Here is a 20315-nt window from a genome sequence, read left to right as displayed (position 1 = left end):
TTAAGCTGACGTGTAGGGTGCATTGCTGCTGTTGAAAAAAATCATTCCCGCGTTGCGCAGCATGGTCGTCAGCGCAATCAGCGGCAGGCCGGTCAGTGCGGTCGGGTCGTTGCTCTCTATCTTTTCTATGATGGCAATGCCCAGGCCTTCGTTCTTGGCACTGCCGGCGCAATCATACGGCTGTTCGATGCGCAGATAGGCATCCAGCTCATGGTCGGGCAGGTCGCGGAAGCTGACCAGTGTCTGCACATTCACCAGTTGCAAGCGGGATGCCGCATCCGGTGCACCTGCGTCCAGCAAGCACAGCGCGGTATGAAAGACTACCTGTCGGCCACGCATCTTCTGCAGTTGCTTCAACGCATTAGCGTGGTTGCCGGGTTTGCCTATTTGCTCTCCGTCCAGCGTGGCGACCTGGTCCGACCCTATGATCAGCGCGCCGGGCGCCTGCCTGGCGATAGCCTCTGCCTTTTGTCGCGCCAGCCTCAGCGCGGTCTGTTCGGGCGCTTCACCGGCCAGCGGCGCCTCATCGATGTCCGGGCTGATTGTGTCGAAGGAAAGTTGTAATCTGGATAATAATTCGCGGCGATATACGGAGCTGGAACCCAGGATCAGGCGCCGCGGTGACGGCAAAGGCGGGTTATTGGATGGCATTTTTATAATTGCGCTTGAATAAATGTGGCAGCTTAGCGGATAATGTTGCTAAGTCTTTGACGAGCAAGGGGCATTCCTGTTATTATCGCAGGTTTTCTGGGTTCAAATAATCCTATGCAAGCAATTGTGATCGACGCCTTCTCGTTTTGCCAGCTCAAAGAGCACCGCGAAGGCAGCATCCTGATCGCAGATTTGCCTCGTCTTTCGGCGGAAAGTGCTGCCAGTGATGGCGCTCTTGACTGGTCACTGACAGGCGGCACGGATAAGATGGGGCACCCGCAGTTGACATTGACTGTGAAGGGTGCAGTGCAATTGATGTGTCAGCGTTGCCTGACGCCATTTGCCTTTGGCCTCGACTCGGAATCAGTATTAATACTCGCCAAGACAGAAGACAGTGCTGATGAAATTGACGCATTGCTTGATGATGACGAGATTGATGTAGTAGTAGGCAGCAAGACATTCAATGTCATCGATTTGATAGAGGATGAGGCGCTGCTGGAAATACCCCAATCGCCCAAACATGCAGTATGCCCCAAAGATTCTACACAGGCGGCAGCGGTTGAAACTCATGCAAGCAGCAAGAAGGAATCTCCGTTCGCTGTGCTGAAGAATATTAATGGGCGTACCTAGTGGCATTATTCTGAAATAACACGTAGGTCGGGATTGTCAGGGATTCTTGAGAGATTATTTGGTCTTTCAGGTGTGTTAAATTTTTAGAAACAATTTTTTGAAGTATTAGGAGTTATCATGGCCGTTCAGCAAAACAAAAAATCACCATCCAAGCGTGGTATGCACCGTTCACACGATTTCCTGACTGCACCGCAGCTGGGCATTGAGCCAACAACTGGCGAAACACATATGCGTCACCACATCAGCCCTAACGGCTTTTACCGTGGTCGTAAAGTATTGAAAACCAAGAACGACGAGTAATCTGTCTGCTTGGTCAAAGGCGGCGTGGCAAGTTTAATACTTGGCGCCGCTTTTTTTGTGCGCGCAAAAAATGCGTTTTTAATGCGCCTCTCATGTGAATCTTGCAAAATTGTCATGCAAAGAGCTTTATTTTTTGTATGGGCATCAAATTATGTGATTGAAGTTCTTGAGTCTTGATAAGATGCGCGTTCCGGGATGAAGTGTTGAATTATTAAATGACAATAAAAATTTCCATTGACTGCATGGGCGGGGATCATGGCCCGGCGGTTACGGTAGCCGCAGCAGTTTCTTTTGCCAAACGTGAACCGGATTCGGAATTTATCCTGGTCGGACTGGAGTCCGACATTCATGCGGAGCTGAAAAAAAATCGCGCCGGCAATCATCCCCGCATGACCGTCGTGAATGCAACCGAAGTCATCACCATGGATGACCCGGTGGAAATTGCCTTGCGCAAGAAAAAAGACTCGTCGATGCGGGTTGCCATCAACCAGGTAAAAGAGGGGAATGCGCAGGTGTGCGTGTCCGCCGGCAACACTGGTGCGCTGATGGCGGTTTCCCGCTATGTGCTGAAAACGATGCAGGGCGTAGATCGCCCGGCCATCTGCAGCATGCTGCCGAATCAGAAAAATCTCCCCACCTATATGCTGGACCTCGGCGCCAATGTCGATTGCGAGCCGCTGCACCTGCACCAGTTTGCAATCATGGGTTCCGCGCTGGTTTCTGCCATAGAGGGCAAGGCCAAGCCCAGCATCGGCCTGTTAAACGTCGGCGAAGAGGATATCAAGGGTAATGATGTCGTCAAGAAGACCGCGCAGCTATTGCGTGCCGACCATGAAAAAGGCTTGCTGAATTTTTACGGCAACGTCGAAGGCAATGATATCTTCAAGGGAACGACCGACATCGTCGTCTGCGACGGTTTTGTTGGCAATGTGACGCTGAAGGCGGCGGAGGGGCTGGGGCGTTTCTTCAAGTCCACGCTGACGGCGGAATTCAAAAGCAATCCTCTCAACTTTTTGGGCGCTATAATTGCCCAAGGTGCGCTGAAGGCGATTTCGCGTAAGATGAATCCTTCCAACTACAATGGCGGCAGTTTGCTGGGCTTGCGCGGCCTGGTATTCAAGAGCCATGGCGGCGCAGATAAATACAGCTACGAGTGGGCAATACAGCGCGCGTTCGACGCAGTCAAGAATGACGTATTGTCCCGTATCTCGACATCGATGGCGGAGCTGATGCCTGCAGAAGCAGCGCAGCCGGCAGAGCCGGTATCGATGCAAACCAATGAACCTATAGCACAGAAAACCGCATGACTTTCTATAGCAAAATTATCGGCACAGGCAGCTATCTGCCACCTAAAAAAGTAAGCAATAACGAACTCGCGGAGCAACTGGCGGCGAAGGGCATAGAAACTTCCGATGAATGGATTTTTTCCCGCAGCGGCATTTCTTACCGTCACTACGCTGAGCCGGATGTGCTGTCCAGCGATCTGGCCATAGAAGCGTCGAAGCGCGCGCTGGAAGCTGCTGGCCTGCAGGCGAATGACATCGACCTGATCATCATGGCGACGTCGACGCCGGATCATTTTGGCGGCTTCCCCAGTACAGCCTGCGTAGTGCAGAACAAGCTCGGGATTACCAATGGCGCGGCGGCAATGGACGTGCAGGCGGTGTGCAGCGGTTTTGTGTATGCAATGGCGATTGCCGACAGCATGATCAAGACGGGCGCCCACAAGAACGTGCTGGTGATCGGCGCCGAGGTATTTTCGCGCATCCTGAATTTTGAAGACCGCACTACCTGCGTACTGTTCGGCGATGGCGCCGGCGCCATCGTGATGTCGCGCTCTGAGGAGCCTGGCGTGCTGGCGACCAAGCTGCATGCCGACGGCAGCCACGCGCATATCCTGTGCGTGCCCGGCAGCGTGAATGCGGGCGTAGTTGCCGGCAGCGCTTTCCTGTACATGGATGGCCAGGCGGTATTCAAGCTGGCAGTATCCGTGCTGGAGAAGGTCGCCAATGAGGCAATGGAAATCGCCGGCCTGGACGCTTCTCAGATAGATTGGCTGGTGCCCCACCAGGCCAATATCCGCATCATGCAAAGCACGGCGAGAAAATTGCGCCTGCCGATGGAAAAAGTGGTGGTCACGGTGGATCAGCATGGCAATACTTCGGCCGCGTCGATACCGCTGGCGCTGGATGTCGCTGTCAGGGATGGCCGCATCAAGCCGGGCCAGACCGTGATGGTTGAAGGCGTGGGCGGCGGCTTTACCTGGGGCGCCGCGATTGTGAGGATGTAAGAGGCGGGCGGCGAGCGAATACGCTGCTGCCTCGGCTTCACCGGTTTTTGTCAACGAAACACTTAAATTCTTGATTCACATGACTCAATTTGCATTTGTATTTCCGGGCCAGGGCTCGCAAGCCATCGGCATGCTGAATGGTTTTGCCGATAACCTAGTCGTGCAGCAGACCGTTGCCGAAGCATCCGAAGCGCTGAAATTCGACCTCGGCGCACTGATTGCGCAGGGGCCGAAAGAAGAGTTGGACCTGACAACCAATACCCAGCCGGTAATGTTGACTGCCGCAGTAGCCTGCTACCGCGCCTGGATCGCCGCCGGCGGCAAAACGCCTGCGATTGTTGCAGGCCATAGCCTTGGTGAATATTCCGCGCTGGTGGCTGCGGGCGTGATCGATTTCAAGGACGCAGTGCCGCTGGTGCGTTTTCGCGCGCAGGCCATGCAGGATGCTGTGCCTGTAGGGCAGGGTGGCATGGCCGCTATCCTGGGGCTGTCCGACGAAGACGTCAAGGCGGCATGTGTCGAAGCCGTTGCCGGTACACCGGGCGAAGTGGTCGAGGCGGTGAACTTCAATGCACCGGCCCAGGTCGTGATTGCCGGCAGCAAGGCAGCCGTTGAACGCGCCTGCGAAATCGCCAAGGCCAAGGGCGCCAAGCGCGCGCTGACCTTGCCGGTATCTGCGCCTTTTCACTCTTCGCTACTGAAGCCCGCTTCGGACAAGTTGCGCGAATATATGGCGAGCCTGCAGTTTTCGGCTCCGCTGATCCCCTTGATTAACAACGTTGATGTTGCCATCGTCAATGATCCTGTGGCGATCAAGGATGCCCTGGTGCGCCAGGCAGCCAGCCCGGTTCGCTGGGTGGAAACTGTGCAGAAGATCGGCGCGGGCGGCATTACCCACGTGGTGGAATGCGGTCCGGGCAAGGTGCTGGCGGGCCTGGTCAAGCGTATCAACGGTGAGCTGATCGGCGAAGCCATGTTCGACCAGGCATCTCTTGAAAAAGTAATGGAAATTCTGAAATGACTCAACAATTAGCAAATCAAGTGGCGCTCGTGACTGGCGCCTCCCGCGGTATCGGTAAGGCGATTGCCGTTGCGCTGGCAAGCGCGGGCGCGCGCGTCATCGGTACTGCGACCTCGGAATCCGGCGCGGCGGCCATCTCGGAATACCTGGCCGGGGTCGGGCCGGATGCAGGCAAGGGTATTGCCTTCAACGTCAACGACGTTGCGCGCTGCTCTTCACTTGTGGAAGAAATCCAGAAGGAATACGGCAGCCTGTCTATCCTGGTCAACAATGCCGGCATCACGCAGGATCAGCTGGCAATGCGGATGAAGGAAGAGGAGTGGGATAATGTCATCGCCACCAATTTGAGCGCAGTAGGGCGCCTGTCGCGCGCGGTGCTGCGCGGCATGATGAAGGCCAAGGGCGGCCGCATTATTAATATTACGTCGGTGGTAGGTTCATCCGGGAATGCCGGACAAATGAATTATGCTGCCGCTAAAGCCGGCGTTGCAGGCATGAGCCGCGCGCTGGCCAGGGAAATCGGTAGCCGTAATATCACGGTGAACTGCATCGCTCCGGGATTTATTGATACCGATATGACCAAGGCGCTGACGGAAGACCAGAAGACCGCGATCCTGCAGCAGATTCCGCTGGCAAGACTGGGGCAACCGGAAGACATCGCCGCCGCCACTTTGTTCCTGGCATCGCCGCAGGCGGGATATATTACCGGCACAACGCTGCACGTCAATGGCGGCATGTACCTGGGATAGAATAATTTTATACGCTATTGTAGGTAAATTCGCTGGAATTAACCGAAGATATGCGTGATAATGCAAGATTGCCTTTTCGCGCGCAAACCTGCTAAAATGCGCGCACTTTCTGTAACCTCTACTGGAGACACACATGTCCGATATCGAACAACGCGTTAAGAAAATCGTCGCTGAACAACTGGGCGTCGCCGAAGCAGACATCAAGATCGAATCCTCTTTTGTGGATGATCTGGGTGCCGATTCCCTGGATACAGTAGAACTGGTGATGGCTCTCGAAGACGAATTCGAAATGGAAATCCCTGACGAACAAGCCGAGAAAATCACTACTGTGCAACAAGCGATCGATTACGCTAAAGCACACGTTAAGGCCTAATCAGCCACTCGTTATCGACTCTAGGAGAAGCGTTTGAGCCGTACGCGTGAACGTCGTGTCGTAGTAACCGGCCTCGGTTGCATTTCCCCGGTCGGCAATAATGTTGCCGATAGCTGGAGTGCTATTACCGCAGGCAAATCGGGTATTGCGACTATTACCAAATTTGATGCAACCCCTTTCACTACGCATTTTGCGGGTGAAGTGAAGGGCTTCAAGATCGAGGATTACATCCCCGCCAAGGAAGCCCGGAACATGGATACCTTTATCCACTTCGGCGTCGCTGCCGGGATACAGGCATTCCAGGATAGCGGCCTGGTGGTAACGGAAGAAAACGCTGATCGCATCGGCGTTATCGTGGGTTCAGGCATCGGCGGCTTGCCGCTGATTGAAGATACGCACGCGACGCTGGTAGAGCGCGGTCCGCGCCGCATCAGCCCGTTTTTCGTGCCCGCCTCTATCATCAACATGATTTCAGGCCACCTGTCGATCAAGTACGGTCTCAAGGGGCCTAACCTGGCGATTGTGACTGCCTGTACTACTGGGTTGCATTGCATAGGTTCTGCAGCCCGCATGATTGAATACGGGGATGCAGACGTAATGGTGGCCGGCGGTTCCGAATCGACGATCTCCCCGCTGGGCTTGGGCGGTTTTGCCTCTGCCCGCGCGCTGTCGACACGCAATGACGATCCTGCCACCGCATCCCGCCCATGGGATAAGGACAGGGACGGCTTCATTCTTGGCGAAGGCGCCGGCGTAATGGTGCTGGAAGAGTATGAGCATGCCAAGGCCCGCGGCGCAAAGATCTATGCCGAGGTGCTGGGTTTCGGCATGAGCGGAGATGCGTACCATATCACGTCGCCGACGATGGATGGCCCACGCCGCAGCATGATCAATGCGATGAAGAATGCCGGCGTCAACGGCGACCAGATCAACTACCTGAACGCGCACGGCACGTCCACGTCGATAGGCGACAAGAACGAAAGCGACGCGATCAAGGCGACCTTCGGCGACTATGCCTACAAGCTGACCGTCAATTCGACCAAGTCGATGACCGGCCACTTGCTGGGCGGCGCAGGCGGCCTGGAATCGGTCTTTACCGTACTGGCGCTGCACGATCAGGTTTCGCCGCCAACCATCAACATCTTTAACCAGGATCCGGAGTGCGATCTGGATTACTGCGCCAACGTCGCAAGGCAGATGCCTATTCAATTTGCGATGAAAAATTCTTTCGGCTTCGGCGGAACGAACGGCACCCTGATTTTCGGCAAGGTCTGATTATCTGATTCCGGCGCCCTGTCTCCCGGCAGGGCGCCGTTTTATTTTTTCCTCCCATGTCCATTGCGATTTCCGCAAACATTGTGCCCTCGCGCAGCCTGCTGCTGGCTGTCTGCGGGATGTGCGTACTGGCATGTGTGTCAGGTATTTGCGCTGCTGCGTCTGACGATCTTCCCGCTTTGCTGAAATTGCCTGTCTGGCTGGCCAGTCTGCTTGGTTCGCTGTTTGCGTTGCTGCGTTTCCTGCGTACACGGGTTCCAGCCAGGCTGGATATTTCTGCTGCCGGCGAAATTATCCTGAGGAAGCCGGCGCTACCGCCTTTCGGTTTTCCTTTTCGCGTTGCTCCGAATGTCGCTGTACAGCATTCCTTTGCCGTCAGCCTGGGTGAAAATACCACTTTATGGCCTGGCTGCCTGCTGCTGAATTTGCGGGAAGACGACGGCACGCTACACATCCTGCCAATATTATGGGATAGTGTACAACCTGCAACTTTCAAAGCCTTGGCGGTTGCTTTTCGCTGGATAGCCGTGCGGGAACCCTCTGCGGCGCGGCAAAAAGACGACTTCCTCTAAAACATCGGCGTTTGGGGAACTTTGAAAGTGCCGGCCAATCTACCTGATAGATCGCGTGTGTTGCCAAAATGAGTTTGATAGCAATAGGATATGATTGAGTGACGACAGAACGCGACATAGATCAGCTATTAGTTGAGCGCGTCCAGCGTGGTGATAAAAAGGCATTTGAGCTTCTGGTTTCCAAATACCAAAGGAAACTAATGCGGCTCGTGTCTCGGCTCGTCCATGATCAGGCCGAGGCGGAGGATGTGGTGCAGGAGTCGTTTATCAAGGCATACCGGGCGCTGGCCAATTTTCGCGGCGAGTCGGCGTTCTACACATGGCTGTACCGGATAGGCGTCAACACGGCGAAAAACCATCTGGTGACCCAGGGCCGGCGCGCGCCCACCTCTACCGATGCCGATATAGAAGAAGCCGAAACTTTTATCGATGCCGACGGACTAAGAGATATCAATACACCGGAATCGCTATTGGCAAGCAAGCAAATCGCCGAGACGGTCAATGCGGCAATGATGGCCTTGCCGGAAGAATTAAGGAATGCGATTACGCTGCGCGAAATCGAAGGACTCAGCTACGATGAAATTGCCGAAGTCATGCTGTGCCCGATAGGGACTGTCCGGAGCAGGATTTTCAGGGCGCGTGAAGCGATTGCTGAAAAATTGCGGCCGATGCTGGGGACTGCGCTGGATCAGCGATGGTAGGCCGCCCTGTGGGAGCGCAAGACTGAATGGCGGGGGCAAGGCAGGTAAGGGATGTATTGCAGGGATGTTTGCATATAGATTGCGGGTAAGATGATGAAAACTGAATTAAATAAACAAGAGCATGTGTCGGCGCTGCTGGATGGCGAATTGCCGGATGCGGAGTGCGATGCGCTGATTGCCGGCCTGTCCGGCGCGGAAGGCCGGAAGGTCTGGGACATGTATCACCGCATCGGCGATGTCTTGCGGTCCGACGACCTGGCAGTTGAGCTGAGCGCGGATTTTTCATCACGATTTTCAGCGCTGCTGGAGGCAGAACCGGTGGTCCTGGCACCAAAGCCGCGGCCTATACATGAGCATCCCGAGGCGCCTGCAGCAACCGTGAGCGGTGCGCCGCTGGTCAAGCCGCGCTTCAGCTGGAATGTCGCCATTGCAAGCATGGCTGCCGCGGCGGCGGTGGCTTTCGTGATGGCGCCGCAGGTTACGGCGATGTTCGGCACGGGAGCGGGTGTGCAGCTGGCCGCGGGCGATGCCGGCCGCTCAGGCGTGCAGAATAGCCGTCAGAATGATGCCGTGCAACTGGTGGCCGATGCAGGCACGACAGATGCGCAGCCATCGCAGTCCAGGCCGGCCGATGAACCTGAAATGCTCAGGGACCCGCGTATCGACAGCTATCTGCTGGCGCACCAGCGCTTTTCCCCTGCGATCAGCAATGCGGCACAAACGACGCAATACGCGGCCCGCGCCACTTCTTCAGACTCGGACAAATAAATCGATATGTCGCTTCAGCGTTTAAAGCTTCCCGTCCTCGCATGCGTGCTGGGCATGGCATCGGCGGTGCACCATGTGCAGGGCGCCGAAGCCCAGGAAGACAAGCGGGACGTGCAAAATCTCTTGCAAAAAATCCGGTCGGCCGCGCAAAAGCTGAATTACTCCGGCACTTTCGTCTATCAGCAGGCCAGCCAGATCAGGACCTCGCGCATCAGCCATCTGGTCGACGCCAGCGGGGAAGTCGAAAAACTGGAAATCCTGGACGGCAAGCCCAGGGAATATATCCGGCATAATGATGAGGTTGCCTGCTATCTGCCGGACACCAAGACTGTGCAGATGGAAAAAAACGTCACGCAGGAGGTATTCCCCGCGATGCTGGCGAATAATGCCGCATCGCTGCCCGATACCTATGCGATCCACAGGAGCGACATGGGCCGGGTCGCCGGCATGCCCTGCCAGATCGTCAATTTCGAGCCGCGCGACGCTTTTCGTTATGGCTATCGGCTGTGCATGGACAATGCCAGCGGTTTGTTACTTCGCGCACAGACCGTCAACAACAAGAACGAGATCATCGAGCAAATTGCATTTACCCAGATTGCCATTGGCGACATAGACAAAAATCTCGTCAAATCGAGTTTTCCGAACACGAGCCAATGGCAAACCGAGAATCTGACAGTGCAGTCCAATGTCAATTCAGGATGGGTAGTAAAATCCTTACCAGTCGGTTTCAAAAAAACGCGTGAAATGAAGCGTTTGATCCCCATGTCGCCGGCAACCGCAGCCAATAGTGCTGAAACGAAAGCGCATCAGGTCATACAGATGATTTTTTCAGATGGTCTTGCGGCAATTTCCGTCTTTATCGAACCCGGCTCGCAAGGCCGGACCGAAGGAAGCCTGCAGCAGGGCGCGATGACCATCATGGTGAAACGGCAGGGTGATTATTGGCTGACGGTTGTCGGTGAGGTGCCATTTACGGCCATTAAACAAGTCATGAACTCGATTGAATATAAATCAAAGTAATAACGCCATGAAAACATCCAAATTTTTTCCTGTCGAAAAGCTGGTCTGTACGCTGCTGATGAGCGCCTGTGCGGGTTTTATTGCGCCTGGCATTGCCGGTGCCGTACCCCAGGCGCAAGCTGCTGCGACGTCGGCAGTGGCCGGCCTGCCTGATTTTACAGACCTGGTGGATAAGGCCGGCCCTGCAGTTGTCAACATCCGCACGAGCGAAAAAATCTCGCAGATTCAGTCGGGTGATAAAGATGAGCAGATGCAGGAATTTTTCCGCCGCTTCTTCGGCATACCCGTGCCCAAGCAACAAGATCAGCCAAGTCCTTCTACTCCCAAGGGGCGCAAGAAAACACCGCAGCCTCAGCAGGAAGAGCAGGAAGTGCCGCGCGGCGTAGGTTCCGGCCTCATCATTTCCGCAGACGGCTATATCCTGACCAATGCGCACGTCGTGGATCACGCCGACGAAGTACTCGTCCGCCTGACTGACAAGCGCGAGTTCAAGGCCAAGGTCATCGGCGTTGACAAGGTCAGGGACGACGGCCGCGGTTCCGATATTGCCGTGCTGAAGATTGAAGGCAGCAAGCTGCCGCACGTCGTCATCGGCGATTCGGACAAGATCCGCGCCGGCGAATGGGTGATAGCGATAGGCTCGCCGTTTGACCTGGAAAACACGGTGACCGCCGGCATCATTTCCGCCAAGGCACGCGATACCGGTGACGAGACCCCGCTGATACAGACCGATGTTGCCGTCAATCCCGGTAACTCCGGCGGCCCGCTGATCAATATGCGCGGCGAAGTGGTCGGCATCAACTCCCAGATATACAGCCAGTCCGGCGGCTACATGGGCATCTCTTTTGCGATTCCCATCAATGAGGCGATGCGTGTTGCAGAGCAGTTGAAAACCTCGGGCAAAGTCACGCGCGGCCGTATCGGCGTGCAGATCCAGTCGGTTTCCAAGGAAATCGCTGAATCCATCGGCCTGAAGACGCCGCAAGGCGCGTTCATTGCCGCGGTGGAGCCGGGGGCGCCGGCGGAGAAGGCTGGCCTGCAGGGCGGCGACGTGATCCTCAAATTCAACGGCGTCGCCATCGACAAGTCCATCGATCTGTCCAGGATAGTTGGCGGCACCAAGCCCGGCACCAAAGCGACGGTATCCATCTGGAGAAACGGCGCGACGCGCGAGGTGAGCGTGACCGTTGCCGAAGTCGTGGCCGATAAAGAAAAGACGCCGCAAAAAGCCGACAAGAAAAGCAAGAAGGAACCGCAGGCCAATGCCATCGGCATTACCGTCAGCGACCTGACCGATGCGCAGAAAAAAGAACTGCACGTCACCAGCGGCATTGCCATCGAAACGGTGGAAGGTGCTGCAGACCGTGCGGGCCTGCAGCCAGGCGATGTTATTCTGACCATGAATAACCTGGAAGTCAAAGACGCCAAGCAGTTTGCTGCGATGCTGGCCAAGGCAGACCCCAAGAAGGCCGTGGTATTGCTGGTGCGCCGCGACGGCATCTCTCAATTCGTGCCTATCCGCCCCAACGCGCAATAATGTAGCGCCTGGCTTGCCGTGGCGACTGAAAGCTGCCCGCATCATGCGGGCAGCTTTTTTTATATTCCTTTTTTGACAGAGGCTGCCCGGCAGGACTTATAATGCTGCCCTTAAGCGGCTTCTTTCCCTGTGGCCGGCAATCTGCCCTGCACCATGACCGAATTCACCCTCTATTCCCGTAGCTATTGCCACCTGTGCGACGATATGCTGGAAGCCCTGCAATCATACACAGCGGACCATGTGTTTACCGTGAAGCTTGTCGACGTGGACGCCGACGATGAACTGGTGGCGTTGTATGATGAACTGGTGCCGGTGCTGATCGGTAAAAAAGAAGGTGGCACCGAACAGCAGATCTGCCATTATTTCCTGGATCACGCCAAACTGAAGGAATTCCTGTCATGAGCAAAGCCAGCCCGACTTTGCCTTTATTCGACATGTTCGATTACGAAGGCGAGATCATCTGCGGAGTGGATGAAGCAGGGCGCGGCCCTTTGGCCGGCCCGGTCATGGCGGCCGCAGTAATCCTGGACCCGATGCGGCCCATCCCCGGCCTGCGAGACTCCAAAAAACTGACGGAACAAAAGCGGGATTTGCTGGCCATCGAGATCAAACAATATGCCCTGGCCTGGGCGGTTGCCGAATGTTCGGAACAGGAAATTGATGAACTTAATATCCTGCACGCCAGCATGCTGGCCATGCGGCGCGCGGTGGAGGCCTTGAAGGTCATTCCCACGCTGGCGCTGATAGACGGTAACCGCTGTCCGGTGATGACGATACGCTCGGAAGCCATCGTGCAGGGCGACGACAAGGTTGCCGCCATCTCTGCAGCCTCGATCCTGGCCAAGACTGCGCGCGACCTGGCGCTGAAGAAACTGCATGAAATCTATCCGCAATATGCGCTCGACCAGCACAAAGGCTACCCGACGGCGCTGCACCTGGAGCGCTTGCGCGAACACGGCATCTCTCCTATCCACCGCAAATCCTATGCGCCCGTGAGGGCTCTGCTGGAATCATGAAATCGATTACCTCGCGCGATAATCCTCTATACAAGGAGCTGAAACACCTTGCCTCCAGCTCGCAGGCGCGCCGCAAGGCCAGCCGCACCTTGCTGGATGGCGTGCACCTGTGCGAAGCCTATCTGCAGCATGGCGGCGTGCCGCAAACCTGCGTTGTATCGGAAAGCAGCCTTGCGCATCATGAGGTGGATCCGCTGCTGGCGCGTTGCGCCGCCGGCGGCACGCAGACGATCTGCCTGCCGGATGCGCTGTACAGCGCGTTGAGCCAGGTTGAACATGGTGTGGGACTGATGTTCATCATTGCCACGCCCATTCTCGAATTGCCTGCGGTGCTGGACCAGTCTTCCGTGCTGCTGGATAATTTGCAAGACCCCGGCAACCTGGGCTCGATATTGCGCAGCGCTGCCGCTGCAGGCATCAAGAATGTGTTTTGCAGCATGGGCACGGTATTTTCATGGTCGCCGAAAGTCATGCGCTCCGGCATGGGCGCGCACTTCCTGCTGAATATCTATGAAAACGTCAATCTGGAAAGCTTGCTGAAAACCGCCAGCATTCCCATCCTGGCGACCAGTTCGCATGCCAGCCAGACGATCTACGACGTCAACCTGAACCAGCCGGTAGCCTGGCTGTTCGGGCATGAAGGGCAGGGCGTTGCCGATGAGCTAATGCAGTTGGCGACCCACAATGTAACGATACCGCAGCGTGGAGAGATCGAATCCCTGAATGTCGCTGCCAGCGCTGCGATATGCTTCTTTGAGCAAGTCAGGCAAGGCCTGTAAGGCCTGCCTTATCAGTCGGCATGTGCCTTTGTTTCTAATAGACGCGGATATCCGATTTGATTTCCTGCAGTATCGTTGTCGAAATCTCTTCAATCGACTTTGCCGTGGAGGATAACCAGCGTATGCCTTCCCGCTTCATCATCGCCTCTGCCTCGTTGATCTCGTAACGGCAATTTTCCAGCGACGCATATTTGCTGCCAGGGCGGCGCTCGTTGCGAATCTCGGACAGGCGCTCGGGCGCAATGCTCAGGCCAAAAATCTTCCCTTTGAATTCAGGCAGCGCGGACGGCAATTTGCCGCGCTCGAAATCGTCCGGTATCAGCGGATAGTTGGCGGCCTTGATGCCGTACTGCATCGCCAGGTACAGGCTGGTCGGTGTTTTGCCTGAACGAGATACGCCGACCAGGATCACGTCGGCAGTGGACAGATTCTTGTTGGATTGGCCGTCATCGTGCGCCAGCGAGAAGTTAATCGCTTCTATGCGGTTTTTATATTCTTCGGAATCGGCGATATTGTGGCTGCGGCCTATCGTGTGCGTTGATTTCAGGCCGAGTTCCTGCTCCAGCGGCGCCACAAAGGTCTGTATCAGATCCATGTGCATGCCTCTGGATTTGAAGACCACATCGGCCAGGTCCGTTTTCACCAGCGTGGAAAAAACGATAGGGCGCTTGCCGTCCGGCGTCACGGCCTCGTTGATACGGCGCACCGCGTCGTGGGCCTTTTCAAGCGTATCGATGAACGGCAGGCGCACTTGCTTGAATTTCATGTCGAACTGCGTCAGCACCGAGTGGCCGAAGGTTTCGGCGGTGATGCCGGTGCCGTCAGACACAAAAAACACGGTACGGTTGACGGAAGGCGGGGGCGTATTGGAAGTGGCGGTCATATTTTTAAGTATAAGAAAATGATACGGTAATGCTGTGCCGATGCTGCGCTAAAGCAGTATATCTCCCGATGTTACCGCAATGGCCCGTTGCCTGATAGACATTTGATTTATCCTGATTCGCAAAAGCTTTCAGGCATGGAAATAAGTCCGTCAATTCGCTTATAAAGTTTGAAACAAAAAAGACGCAAAATCTGAGGTGCCCGCAGTCAATTTTGCAGCACACCATGTAAAATGGCAGCCAATTGTAGATATTTGTTCTATTGCCCCAGAATAATAAAAAAAGCAATGGACAATGCAGCGCGAAGATTTCTTACCATCAAAAGAGGTTGTTATGTCCAACGCAGTAACTACAGGAGCGGCTGACGGCAAGTACGTTGCTTCCTTCGAGCACTTGAGGATGACGGATGTTGAATCCGTCGGCGGCAAAAATGCATCTTTAGGCGAGATGATCAGCCAGCTTGCTACTGCCGGCGTGCGTGTACCCGGCGGCTTTGCCACCACCGCCCAGGCATTCCGCGACTTCCTGTCGCACGGTGAAAACGGCGGCGCTACACTCGCATCACGTATCGCCACCCGCCTGGAAACCCTGGATATTGAAGACGTCAAGGAATTGGCGAAGGCCGGCGCTGAAATCCGTCAATGGATCATCGATACGCCATTCCAGCCGCGCCTGCAGCAGGAAATCGAAGAGTTCTACAATAAGCTGGTTGCCGACTCCGTCGGTGAAGTGTCCTTCGCCGTACGTTCCTCTGCTACAGCGGAAGACTTGCCGGACGCTTCTTTTGCTGGCCAGCAAGAAACTTTCTTGAACGTGGTCGGCATCGAAAACGTGCTTGAAGCGATGAAGCACGTCTTCGCGTCACTGTATAACGACCGCGCTATCTCCTATCGTGTGCACAAAGGATTTACTCACGCGGAAGTGGCTTTGTCCGCAGGCGTGCAGCGCATGGTGCGTTCCGACCTTGGCGCTGCCGGCGTGATGTTTACCATCGATACTGAATCCGGCTTCAAGGACGTGGTCTTCATCACTTCCAGCTATGGCCTTGGTGAGACCGTGGTGCAGGGCGCCGTCAATCCGGATGAGTTCTACGTGCACAAACCAATGCTGGAGCAGGGCAAGCTGCCGGTGATCCGCCGCAATATCGGCTCCAAGCTGATCAAGATGGAGTTCACCGGAGAAGCCAAGGCCGGTCGTTCGGTCAAGACCGTAGATGTTCCAGTGGAATTGCGCAACCGCTATTCACTCAACGATACTGAAATCGTTGAACTGGCCAAATACGCGGTGATCATCGAAAACCATTACGGCCGTCCTATGGACATCGAATGGGGTAAAGACGGCCGCGACGGCAAACTGTATATCCTGCAGGCACGTCCGGAAACTGTGAAATCGCAGCAAAAAGCCACTGATGCGCAGCAACGTTTCAAGCTCAAGGGTACAAGCAGCGTGCTGGTCTCAGGCCGCGCCATCGGCCAGAAAATCGGCGCCGGCCGCGTGCGCGTGATCAACGACCCTTCTGAAATGGAAAAAGTGCAGCCGGGCGACGTGCTGGTCGCCGACATGACGGACCCCAACTGGGAGCCGGTAATGAAGCGTGCTTCCGCGATCGTCACCAACCGTGGCGGCCGTACCTGCCACGCGGCGATTATTGCGCGTGAACTCGGCGTACCGGCAGTTGTCGGCTGTGGCGATGCCACCGATGTGCTGAAAGACGGCACGCTGGTAACCGTTTCCTGCGCAGAGGGCGACGAAGGCAAGATCTACGACGGCCTGCTGGAAACCGAGATCACAGAAGTAGCACGCGGCGAATTGCCGAAGCTGCCGCTGAAGATCATGCTGAACGTCGGCAATCCGCAACTTGCATTTGACTTCCAGTCCGTGCCGAATGCCGGCGTCGGCCTGGCGCGTTTGGAATTCATCATTAACAACAACATTGGCGTGCATCCAAAGGCTATTCTCGAATATCCGAATATCGATGCCGACCTGAAAAAAGCGGTGGAATCGGTCGCGCGCGGCCATGCATCGCCGAAGGCATTCTACGTAGATAAACTGGCAGAAGGTATTGCCACGATCGCCGCCGCATTCTGGCCCAAGCCTGTCATCGTGCGCCTGTCGGACTTCAAGTCCAATGAGTACAAAAAACTGATCGGCGGTTCCCGCTACGAGCCGGATGAAGAAAATCCTATGCTCGGCTTCCGTGGCGCTGCACGTTACCTGGCCAAGGATTTTGCTGAATCCTTCGAGATGGAATGCCAGGCGATGAAACGTGTCCGTAACGACATGGGCCTGACCAACGTGGAGATCATGGTTCCTTTCGTGCGTACGCTCGGCCAGGCTGAGAAAGTCGTCAACCTGCTGGGCAAGAATGGCCTGAAACGCGGCGAAAACGGCCTGCGCCTGATCATGATGTGCGAAGTGCCTTCCAACGCCATTCTGGCGGACGAGTTCCTCGAATTTTTCGACGGCTTCTCCATCGGCTCCAACGACCTGACCCAGTTGACGCTGGGCCTGGACCGCGATTCCGGTATGGAATTGCTGGCGGCCGATTTCGACGAGCGTGATCCTGCGGTGCGCGCCTTATTGTCGAAGGCGATCGCCTCTTGCCTGAAGCTGGGCAAGTACGTCGGCATTTGCGGCCAGGGTCCGTCCGATCATCCTGATTTTGCCGAGTGGCTGATGAAGGAAGGGATAGAGTCAATTTCACTGAATCCTGATTCCGTGATCGATACCTGGCAAAAGCTCGCAGCAGTCGGTAAATCCTGATTACCGGCCTGTCGGCAGATAAAAACGCGGGCTGTATGCCCGCGTTTTTTTGTTGGAGCAATACAACAATGACAGCATAGCCTGTGGCGCGGGTTGTATTTCTGCAAAAATGGTCTAGACTCAAATCATCAAAACAAGACAAGAAAAATATCAATACCCAATTCTTTTTATCTGAAGCCCTCCTCACTACCTGGTGATGAGGGCTTTTTGTTTAGGATGGTAAAAGCGCAGGCTGGCGTATCATGCACGGAGAAGCGCGTTTATGGAAAAGGAAGTAAATGCTTAATATGAGAGGACGACAATGATTACGTGGATCAGTTGGATGGTGGCAGCCGGAGTGGTGCTGATTCTGGAACTGTTCACCGGCACGTTTTATCTGTTGATGATTTCCATCGGCCTGGTAGCCGGTGGCCTCGCGGCACTGCTGGGCAGCGGCCCGGAAATGCCGTACATCGTCGCCGCGATAGTCGGCGTGGCAGCGACGCTGGCGCTACACCGCAGCAAATACGGCTGGAAGAAAAATGCAGACGCCAGCCAGGACCCGAACGTCAACATGGATATAGGGCAGAGCATTGCCGTCAAGGAGTGGCAGGACAATGGCAACGGCAAATTCACTGCCCGCGCGATGTATCGCGGCGCCTTGTGGGACGTAGAGCTGAATGCGCCGATGGCAGGCGCAGGCGTATTTACGATAGTGGAAATTCAGGGCAGTCGCCTGATGGTGAGGGGCTAGGGCTTGCATCGGCAGAACCGGGAATGGCGGGCCGGATTGTGCAGCGAATAAAAGCAAGGGACTTGCCCTTTGCTTTTAAAAGCGTGTTAGAAGTTTGTACGCAGCCCTAGCCGGAATGCACGAGGCGAGCAGGGAGTGATACGGACACCCCCTGTGCGGTAAGACAAGCTGCGGCGCCTTTCCGGCGCAGGCGGCCTGCAATTTTCGCAAATACCTATCACCGTTGCAGGAACTTGCGTCAACTGCGCCAACTAAGCTGACTGAGTTTATCCTGAAGCTCTCGCCGCAGGAAAAATGAGGCTGATCGTCAAACCTGTGCCTTGTGCCGTGGCGCCGAGTTTCAGCGCCGCCCCGTGCATGTCCGCGATATTTTTCGAAATGGAAAGGCCGAGGCCGCTGCCCCAGCTGTCGGTCTGCTCGCCCCGGTAAAAGCGGTCGAATACCCGCTCATGCTCGCTGACGGGTATGCCGGGGCCGTTGTCCGCGACGCTGATCAGCGGATGTCCGTCAACGACCCTCGCGCTGATATCAACGTTCCCTCCGGCAGGCGTATAGCGCAAGGCATTATCCACCAGATTGCCGAGCAGGATGCGCAGGTCGTCGGCATTGCCGTGGACTTCGGGAAAATGCTCCGCCGTATCCAGTCCCAGTTCAATGCTGCGGTTGACGGCCAGCGGGTAGTAGTCGATGACGATTTGCCTGGCAACAGCTTGCGCGTCAACCAGCCCGAACGGCTGGGGCTCCGGTCCCGGCTCGTGGCGGGCCAGTATCAGCAATTGCTGCACCAGGTGGCTGGAGCGGTCTAGCCTGTCATGCAATTTTTCCATCGCAATCGTACGCTGCGCTTCATCGGTGGCGCGTTCAACCAGTTGCAGCTGAAGTTTGAACGCGGCCAAAGGGGTGCGCAGTTCATGCGCGGCATCGGCGATAAATGCTCTTTGTGTCGTCAGTGCCGTATCCAGTTGCCGCAGCAAATCGTTCAGCGCATCGCATAAGGGTTTTACTTCTGGCGTCAGACCTTCCGTGGACAGCGGCTGCAGGGCAGACGGAGAGCGCTTGCTTACGGCGTCGGCGAAGATATTCAGCGGTATCAGTCCGCGGCCGACGGCGACCCAGATAATCGCTGCCAGTATCGGCAACATCAATAGAAAGGGCAGCAGGCAACGCAGTGCGATTTTTGCCGCCAGTTCCTGGCGCACGTAGTCAGGCTGCGCTACCTGGATGATCAGGCCCTGCTTGTGGCGAACAAAAACACGCCAGCGCTCGGCGTCGATTGCCACAGTCTTCAAGCCCTCTCCGTGATAGCGGGGAAGGAGGGACTTTTCATCCGAAATATAAACTGCCTTGCCCGATTCATCCCAGGCCTGCAACACGACCAGTTCCTCCGGGCCGTCCTTGTCGATTTCCACTCGTTGATCCCCGATAGGTATCGGCAGTGAGTTGGCGACCTGCTTTAGCTGCGCATCAAACAGTTCGTTGGCTTCTTCATTAATCTTGAAGAATAGGGCGCCGCCCGCCAGTACCGTGCAGAAAAACGTGCCGGCGAGCAGGGTCAGCAGCAACTGTTTGCGGATAGTTCTCACGGCTGGTCCAGTACGATATAGCCGACGCCACGCACATTCTTGATAAAGTCCACACCCAGTTTTTTACGCAAATGGTGGATATAGACTTCGACTGTGTTGCTTTCCACTTCTTCTTTCCAGCCATAGAGTTTTTCCTCCAGCTGGGCTTTGGAGATCACTTGCCCTGGCGGATCGACCAGTGCCTGCAGCAGTGCAAATTCACGTGCGGACAATTGCAGCGCTTCGCCGTTCATTGTGGCGGCATGGCTGGCGGGGTTGATGACAAGTCCGCGGCAAGTAATTGCGGGCTGCGGCCGGCCGGCCGTGCGCCGCAAGATCGCGCGCATGCGGGCAAACAGTTCATCCAGGTTGAAGGGTTTGATCAGGTAGTCATCCGCACCTACATCCAGGCCCAGTATCCGTTCCGCGGAAGTGTCGCGCGCGGTCAGTATCAGCACCGGCGCAACACCGCCGAGCTTGCGGTAATCCTTGAGCACTTCAATCCCGCTTTTTTTCGGCAGGCCCAGGTCGAGCAGGACGACGTCATAGACGTCGTTGATGAGTGCCATGGAGGCGGCTTCGCCGTCCCTGACGCGGTCCACGGCGTAATTTTCGGCCTTGAGGCCTTCTTCGACACTTTCACCTATCATCCGGTCATCTTCTATCACCAGCACACGCATGACGGTCTCCCCGG

General features: G+C 55.8%; 22 protein-coding genes. 18 read left to right on the top strand and 4 right to left on the bottom strand.

Annotated elements, in window-relative coordinates; all coding sequences use genetic code 11:
- Positions 1-651: a Maf-like protein gene (locus ACO0LO_RS01590; protein ID WP_422962434.1), complete on the bottom strand. Its 651-nt coding sequence runs from the start codon at positions 649-651 to the stop codon at positions 1-3.
- 114 nt (positions 652-765) lie between these two features.
- Between ACO0LO_RS01590 and ACO0LO_RS01585 the strand changes: the two genes are divergently transcribed.
- The 16 genes from ACO0LO_RS01585 to ACO0LO_RS01510 all read left to right on the top strand — a co-directional run bounded on the left by ACO0LO_RS01585 (position 766) and on the right by ACO0LO_RS01510 (position 13682).
- On the top strand, positions 766-1281 hold the full coding sequence (locus tag ACO0LO_RS01585; protein WP_422962433.1) for a YceD family protein: 516 nt from the start codon (positions 766-768) through the stop codon (positions 1279-1281).
- Between the two features lie 117 nt (positions 1282-1398).
- On the top strand, positions 1399-1581 hold the full coding sequence (gene rpmF, locus ACO0LO_RS01580; RefSeq protein WP_212678171.1) for a 50S ribosomal protein L32: 183 nt from the start codon (positions 1399-1401) through the stop codon (positions 1579-1581).
- Positions 1582-1796: 215 nt separating this feature from the next.
- Positions 1797-2888: a phosphate acyltransferase PlsX gene (gene plsX, locus ACO0LO_RS01575; protein ID WP_422962432.1), complete on the top strand. Its 1092-nt coding sequence runs from the start codon at positions 1797-1799 to the stop codon at positions 2886-2888.
- Positions 2885-3871 (top strand): beta-ketoacyl-ACP synthase III, encoded by a 987-nt coding sequence (locus tag ACO0LO_RS01570; RefSeq protein ID WP_422962431.1) that lies wholly within the window; start codon positions 2885-2887, stop codon positions 3869-3871. The genes plsX and ACO0LO_RS01570 overlap by 4 nt, the downstream gene beginning before the upstream one ends.
- A 79-nt stretch (positions 3872-3950) precedes the next feature.
- Positions 3951-4892: an ACP S-malonyltransferase gene (gene fabD, locus ACO0LO_RS01565; RefSeq protein WP_422962430.1), complete on the top strand. Its 942-nt coding sequence runs from the start codon at positions 3951-3953 to the stop codon at positions 4890-4892.
- Positions 4889-5641 carry a 3-oxoacyl-ACP reductase FabG gene (gene fabG, locus ACO0LO_RS01560; RefSeq protein ID WP_422962429.1) on the top strand — a complete coding sequence of 251 codons (753 nt, stop codon included), beginning with the start codon at positions 4889-4891 and terminating at the stop codon, positions 5639-5641. Before fabD ends, fabG begins: the two co-directional genes overlap by 4 nt.
- A 133-nt stretch (positions 5642-5774) precedes the next feature.
- Positions 5775-6014: an acyl carrier protein gene (acpP, locus tag ACO0LO_RS01555; protein ID WP_009664389.1), complete on the top strand. Its 240-nt coding sequence runs from the start codon at positions 5775-5777 to the stop codon at positions 6012-6014.
- A gap of 33 nt (positions 6015-6047) precedes the next feature.
- On the top strand, positions 6048-7289 hold the full coding sequence (gene fabF, locus ACO0LO_RS01550) for a beta-ketoacyl-ACP synthase II (RefSeq protein ID WP_422962428.1): 1242 nt from the start codon (positions 6048-6050) through the stop codon (positions 7287-7289).
- Positions 7290-7372: 83 nt separating this feature from the next.
- Complete coding sequence (locus tag ACO0LO_RS01545; RefSeq protein ID WP_422962427.1) at positions 7373-7861, top strand: hypothetical protein; 489 nt, start codon at positions 7373-7375, stop codon at positions 7859-7861.
- Between the two features lie 98 nt (positions 7862-7959).
- Positions 7960-8562 carry an RNA polymerase sigma factor RpoE gene (rpoE, locus tag ACO0LO_RS01540; RefSeq protein ID WP_422962426.1) on the top strand — a complete coding sequence of 201 codons (603 nt, stop codon included), beginning with the start codon at positions 7960-7962 and terminating at the stop codon, positions 8560-8562.
- 93 nt (positions 8563-8655) lie between these two features.
- Positions 8656-9330, top strand: a complete 675-nt coding sequence (locus ACO0LO_RS01535) for a sigma-E factor negative regulatory protein (RefSeq protein WP_422962425.1) — start codon at positions 8656-8658, stop codon at positions 9328-9330.
- Between the two features lie 6 nt (positions 9331-9336).
- The gene (locus ACO0LO_RS01530) at positions 9337-10350 is read left to right on the top strand and encodes a MucB/RseB C-terminal domain-containing protein (protein ID WP_422962424.1); all 1014 of its coding nucleotides are present in this window, start codon (positions 9337-9339) and stop codon (positions 10348-10350) included.
- A 7-nt stretch (positions 10351-10357) separates the two neighbouring features.
- Positions 10358-11887, top strand: coding sequence for a DegQ family serine endoprotease (locus tag ACO0LO_RS01525; protein WP_422962423.1), 1530 nt, complete (start codon positions 10358-10360; stop codon positions 11885-11887).
- A 153-nt stretch (positions 11888-12040) separates the two neighbouring features.
- Positions 12041-12289 carry a glutaredoxin family protein gene (locus ACO0LO_RS01520; protein ID WP_422962422.1) on the top strand — a complete coding sequence of 83 codons (249 nt, stop codon included), beginning with the start codon at positions 12041-12043 and terminating at the stop codon, positions 12287-12289.
- Positions 12286-12903 (top strand): ribonuclease HII, encoded by a 618-nt coding sequence (gene rnhB, locus ACO0LO_RS01515; RefSeq protein WP_422962421.1) that lies wholly within the window; start codon positions 12286-12288, stop codon positions 12901-12903. The genes ACO0LO_RS01520 and rnhB overlap by 4 nt, the downstream gene beginning before the upstream one ends.
- A complete protein-coding gene (locus ACO0LO_RS01510; protein ID WP_422962420.1) occupies positions 12900-13682 on the top strand; it encodes a TrmH family RNA methyltransferase in 783 nt (260 codons plus the stop codon). The genes rnhB and ACO0LO_RS01510 overlap by 4 nt, the downstream gene beginning before the upstream one ends.
- A gap of 34 nt (positions 13683-13716) precedes the next feature.
- Here ACO0LO_RS01510 and ppsR read toward each other — a convergent pair whose 3' ends face one another.
- A complete protein-coding gene (gene ppsR / locus ACO0LO_RS01505) occupies positions 13717-14565 on the bottom strand; it encodes a posphoenolpyruvate synthetase regulatory kinase/phosphorylase PpsR (RefSeq protein WP_422962419.1) in 849 nt (282 codons plus the stop codon).
- Between the two features lie 331 nt (positions 14566-14896).
- Here ppsR and ppsA point away from each other — a divergent pair, with 331 nt between their 5' ends.
- Together ppsA and ACO0LO_RS01495 are read left to right on the top strand one after the other, a co-directional pair.
- Positions 14897-17326 (top strand): phosphoenolpyruvate synthase, encoded by a 2430-nt coding sequence (ppsA, locus tag ACO0LO_RS01500; protein WP_422962418.1) that lies wholly within the window; start codon positions 14897-14899, stop codon positions 17324-17326.
- A 301-nt stretch (positions 17327-17627) separates the two neighbouring features.
- On the top strand, positions 17628-18059 hold the full coding sequence (locus tag ACO0LO_RS01495; RefSeq protein ID WP_422962417.1) for an NfeD family protein: 432 nt from the start codon (positions 17628-17630) through the stop codon (positions 18057-18059).
- Between the two features lie 266 nt (positions 18060-18325).
- On the opposite strand, the gene ACO0LO_RS01490 is transcribed toward ACO0LO_RS01495, so the two are convergent.
- A complete protein-coding gene (locus ACO0LO_RS01490; RefSeq protein WP_422962416.1) occupies positions 18326-19642 on the bottom strand; it encodes an ATP-binding protein in 1317 nt (438 codons plus the stop codon).
- Positions 19639-20301, bottom strand: a complete 663-nt coding sequence (locus ACO0LO_RS01485; RefSeq protein WP_422962415.1) for a response regulator transcription factor — start codon at positions 20299-20301, stop codon at positions 19639-19641. Before ACO0LO_RS01485 ends, ACO0LO_RS01490 begins: the two co-directional genes overlap by 4 nt.
- Positions 20302-20315: the final 14 nt, after the last annotated feature.

The sequence above is a fragment of the Undibacterium sp. TJN25 genome, from assembly GCF_049339885.1.
Taxonomy (GTDB): domain Bacteria; phylum Pseudomonadota; class Gammaproteobacteria; order Burkholderiales; family Burkholderiaceae_D; genus Undibacterium.
Note: the sequence above shows the minus strand (reverse complement) of the source record. Positions and strands in the feature narration are given on the sequence as shown.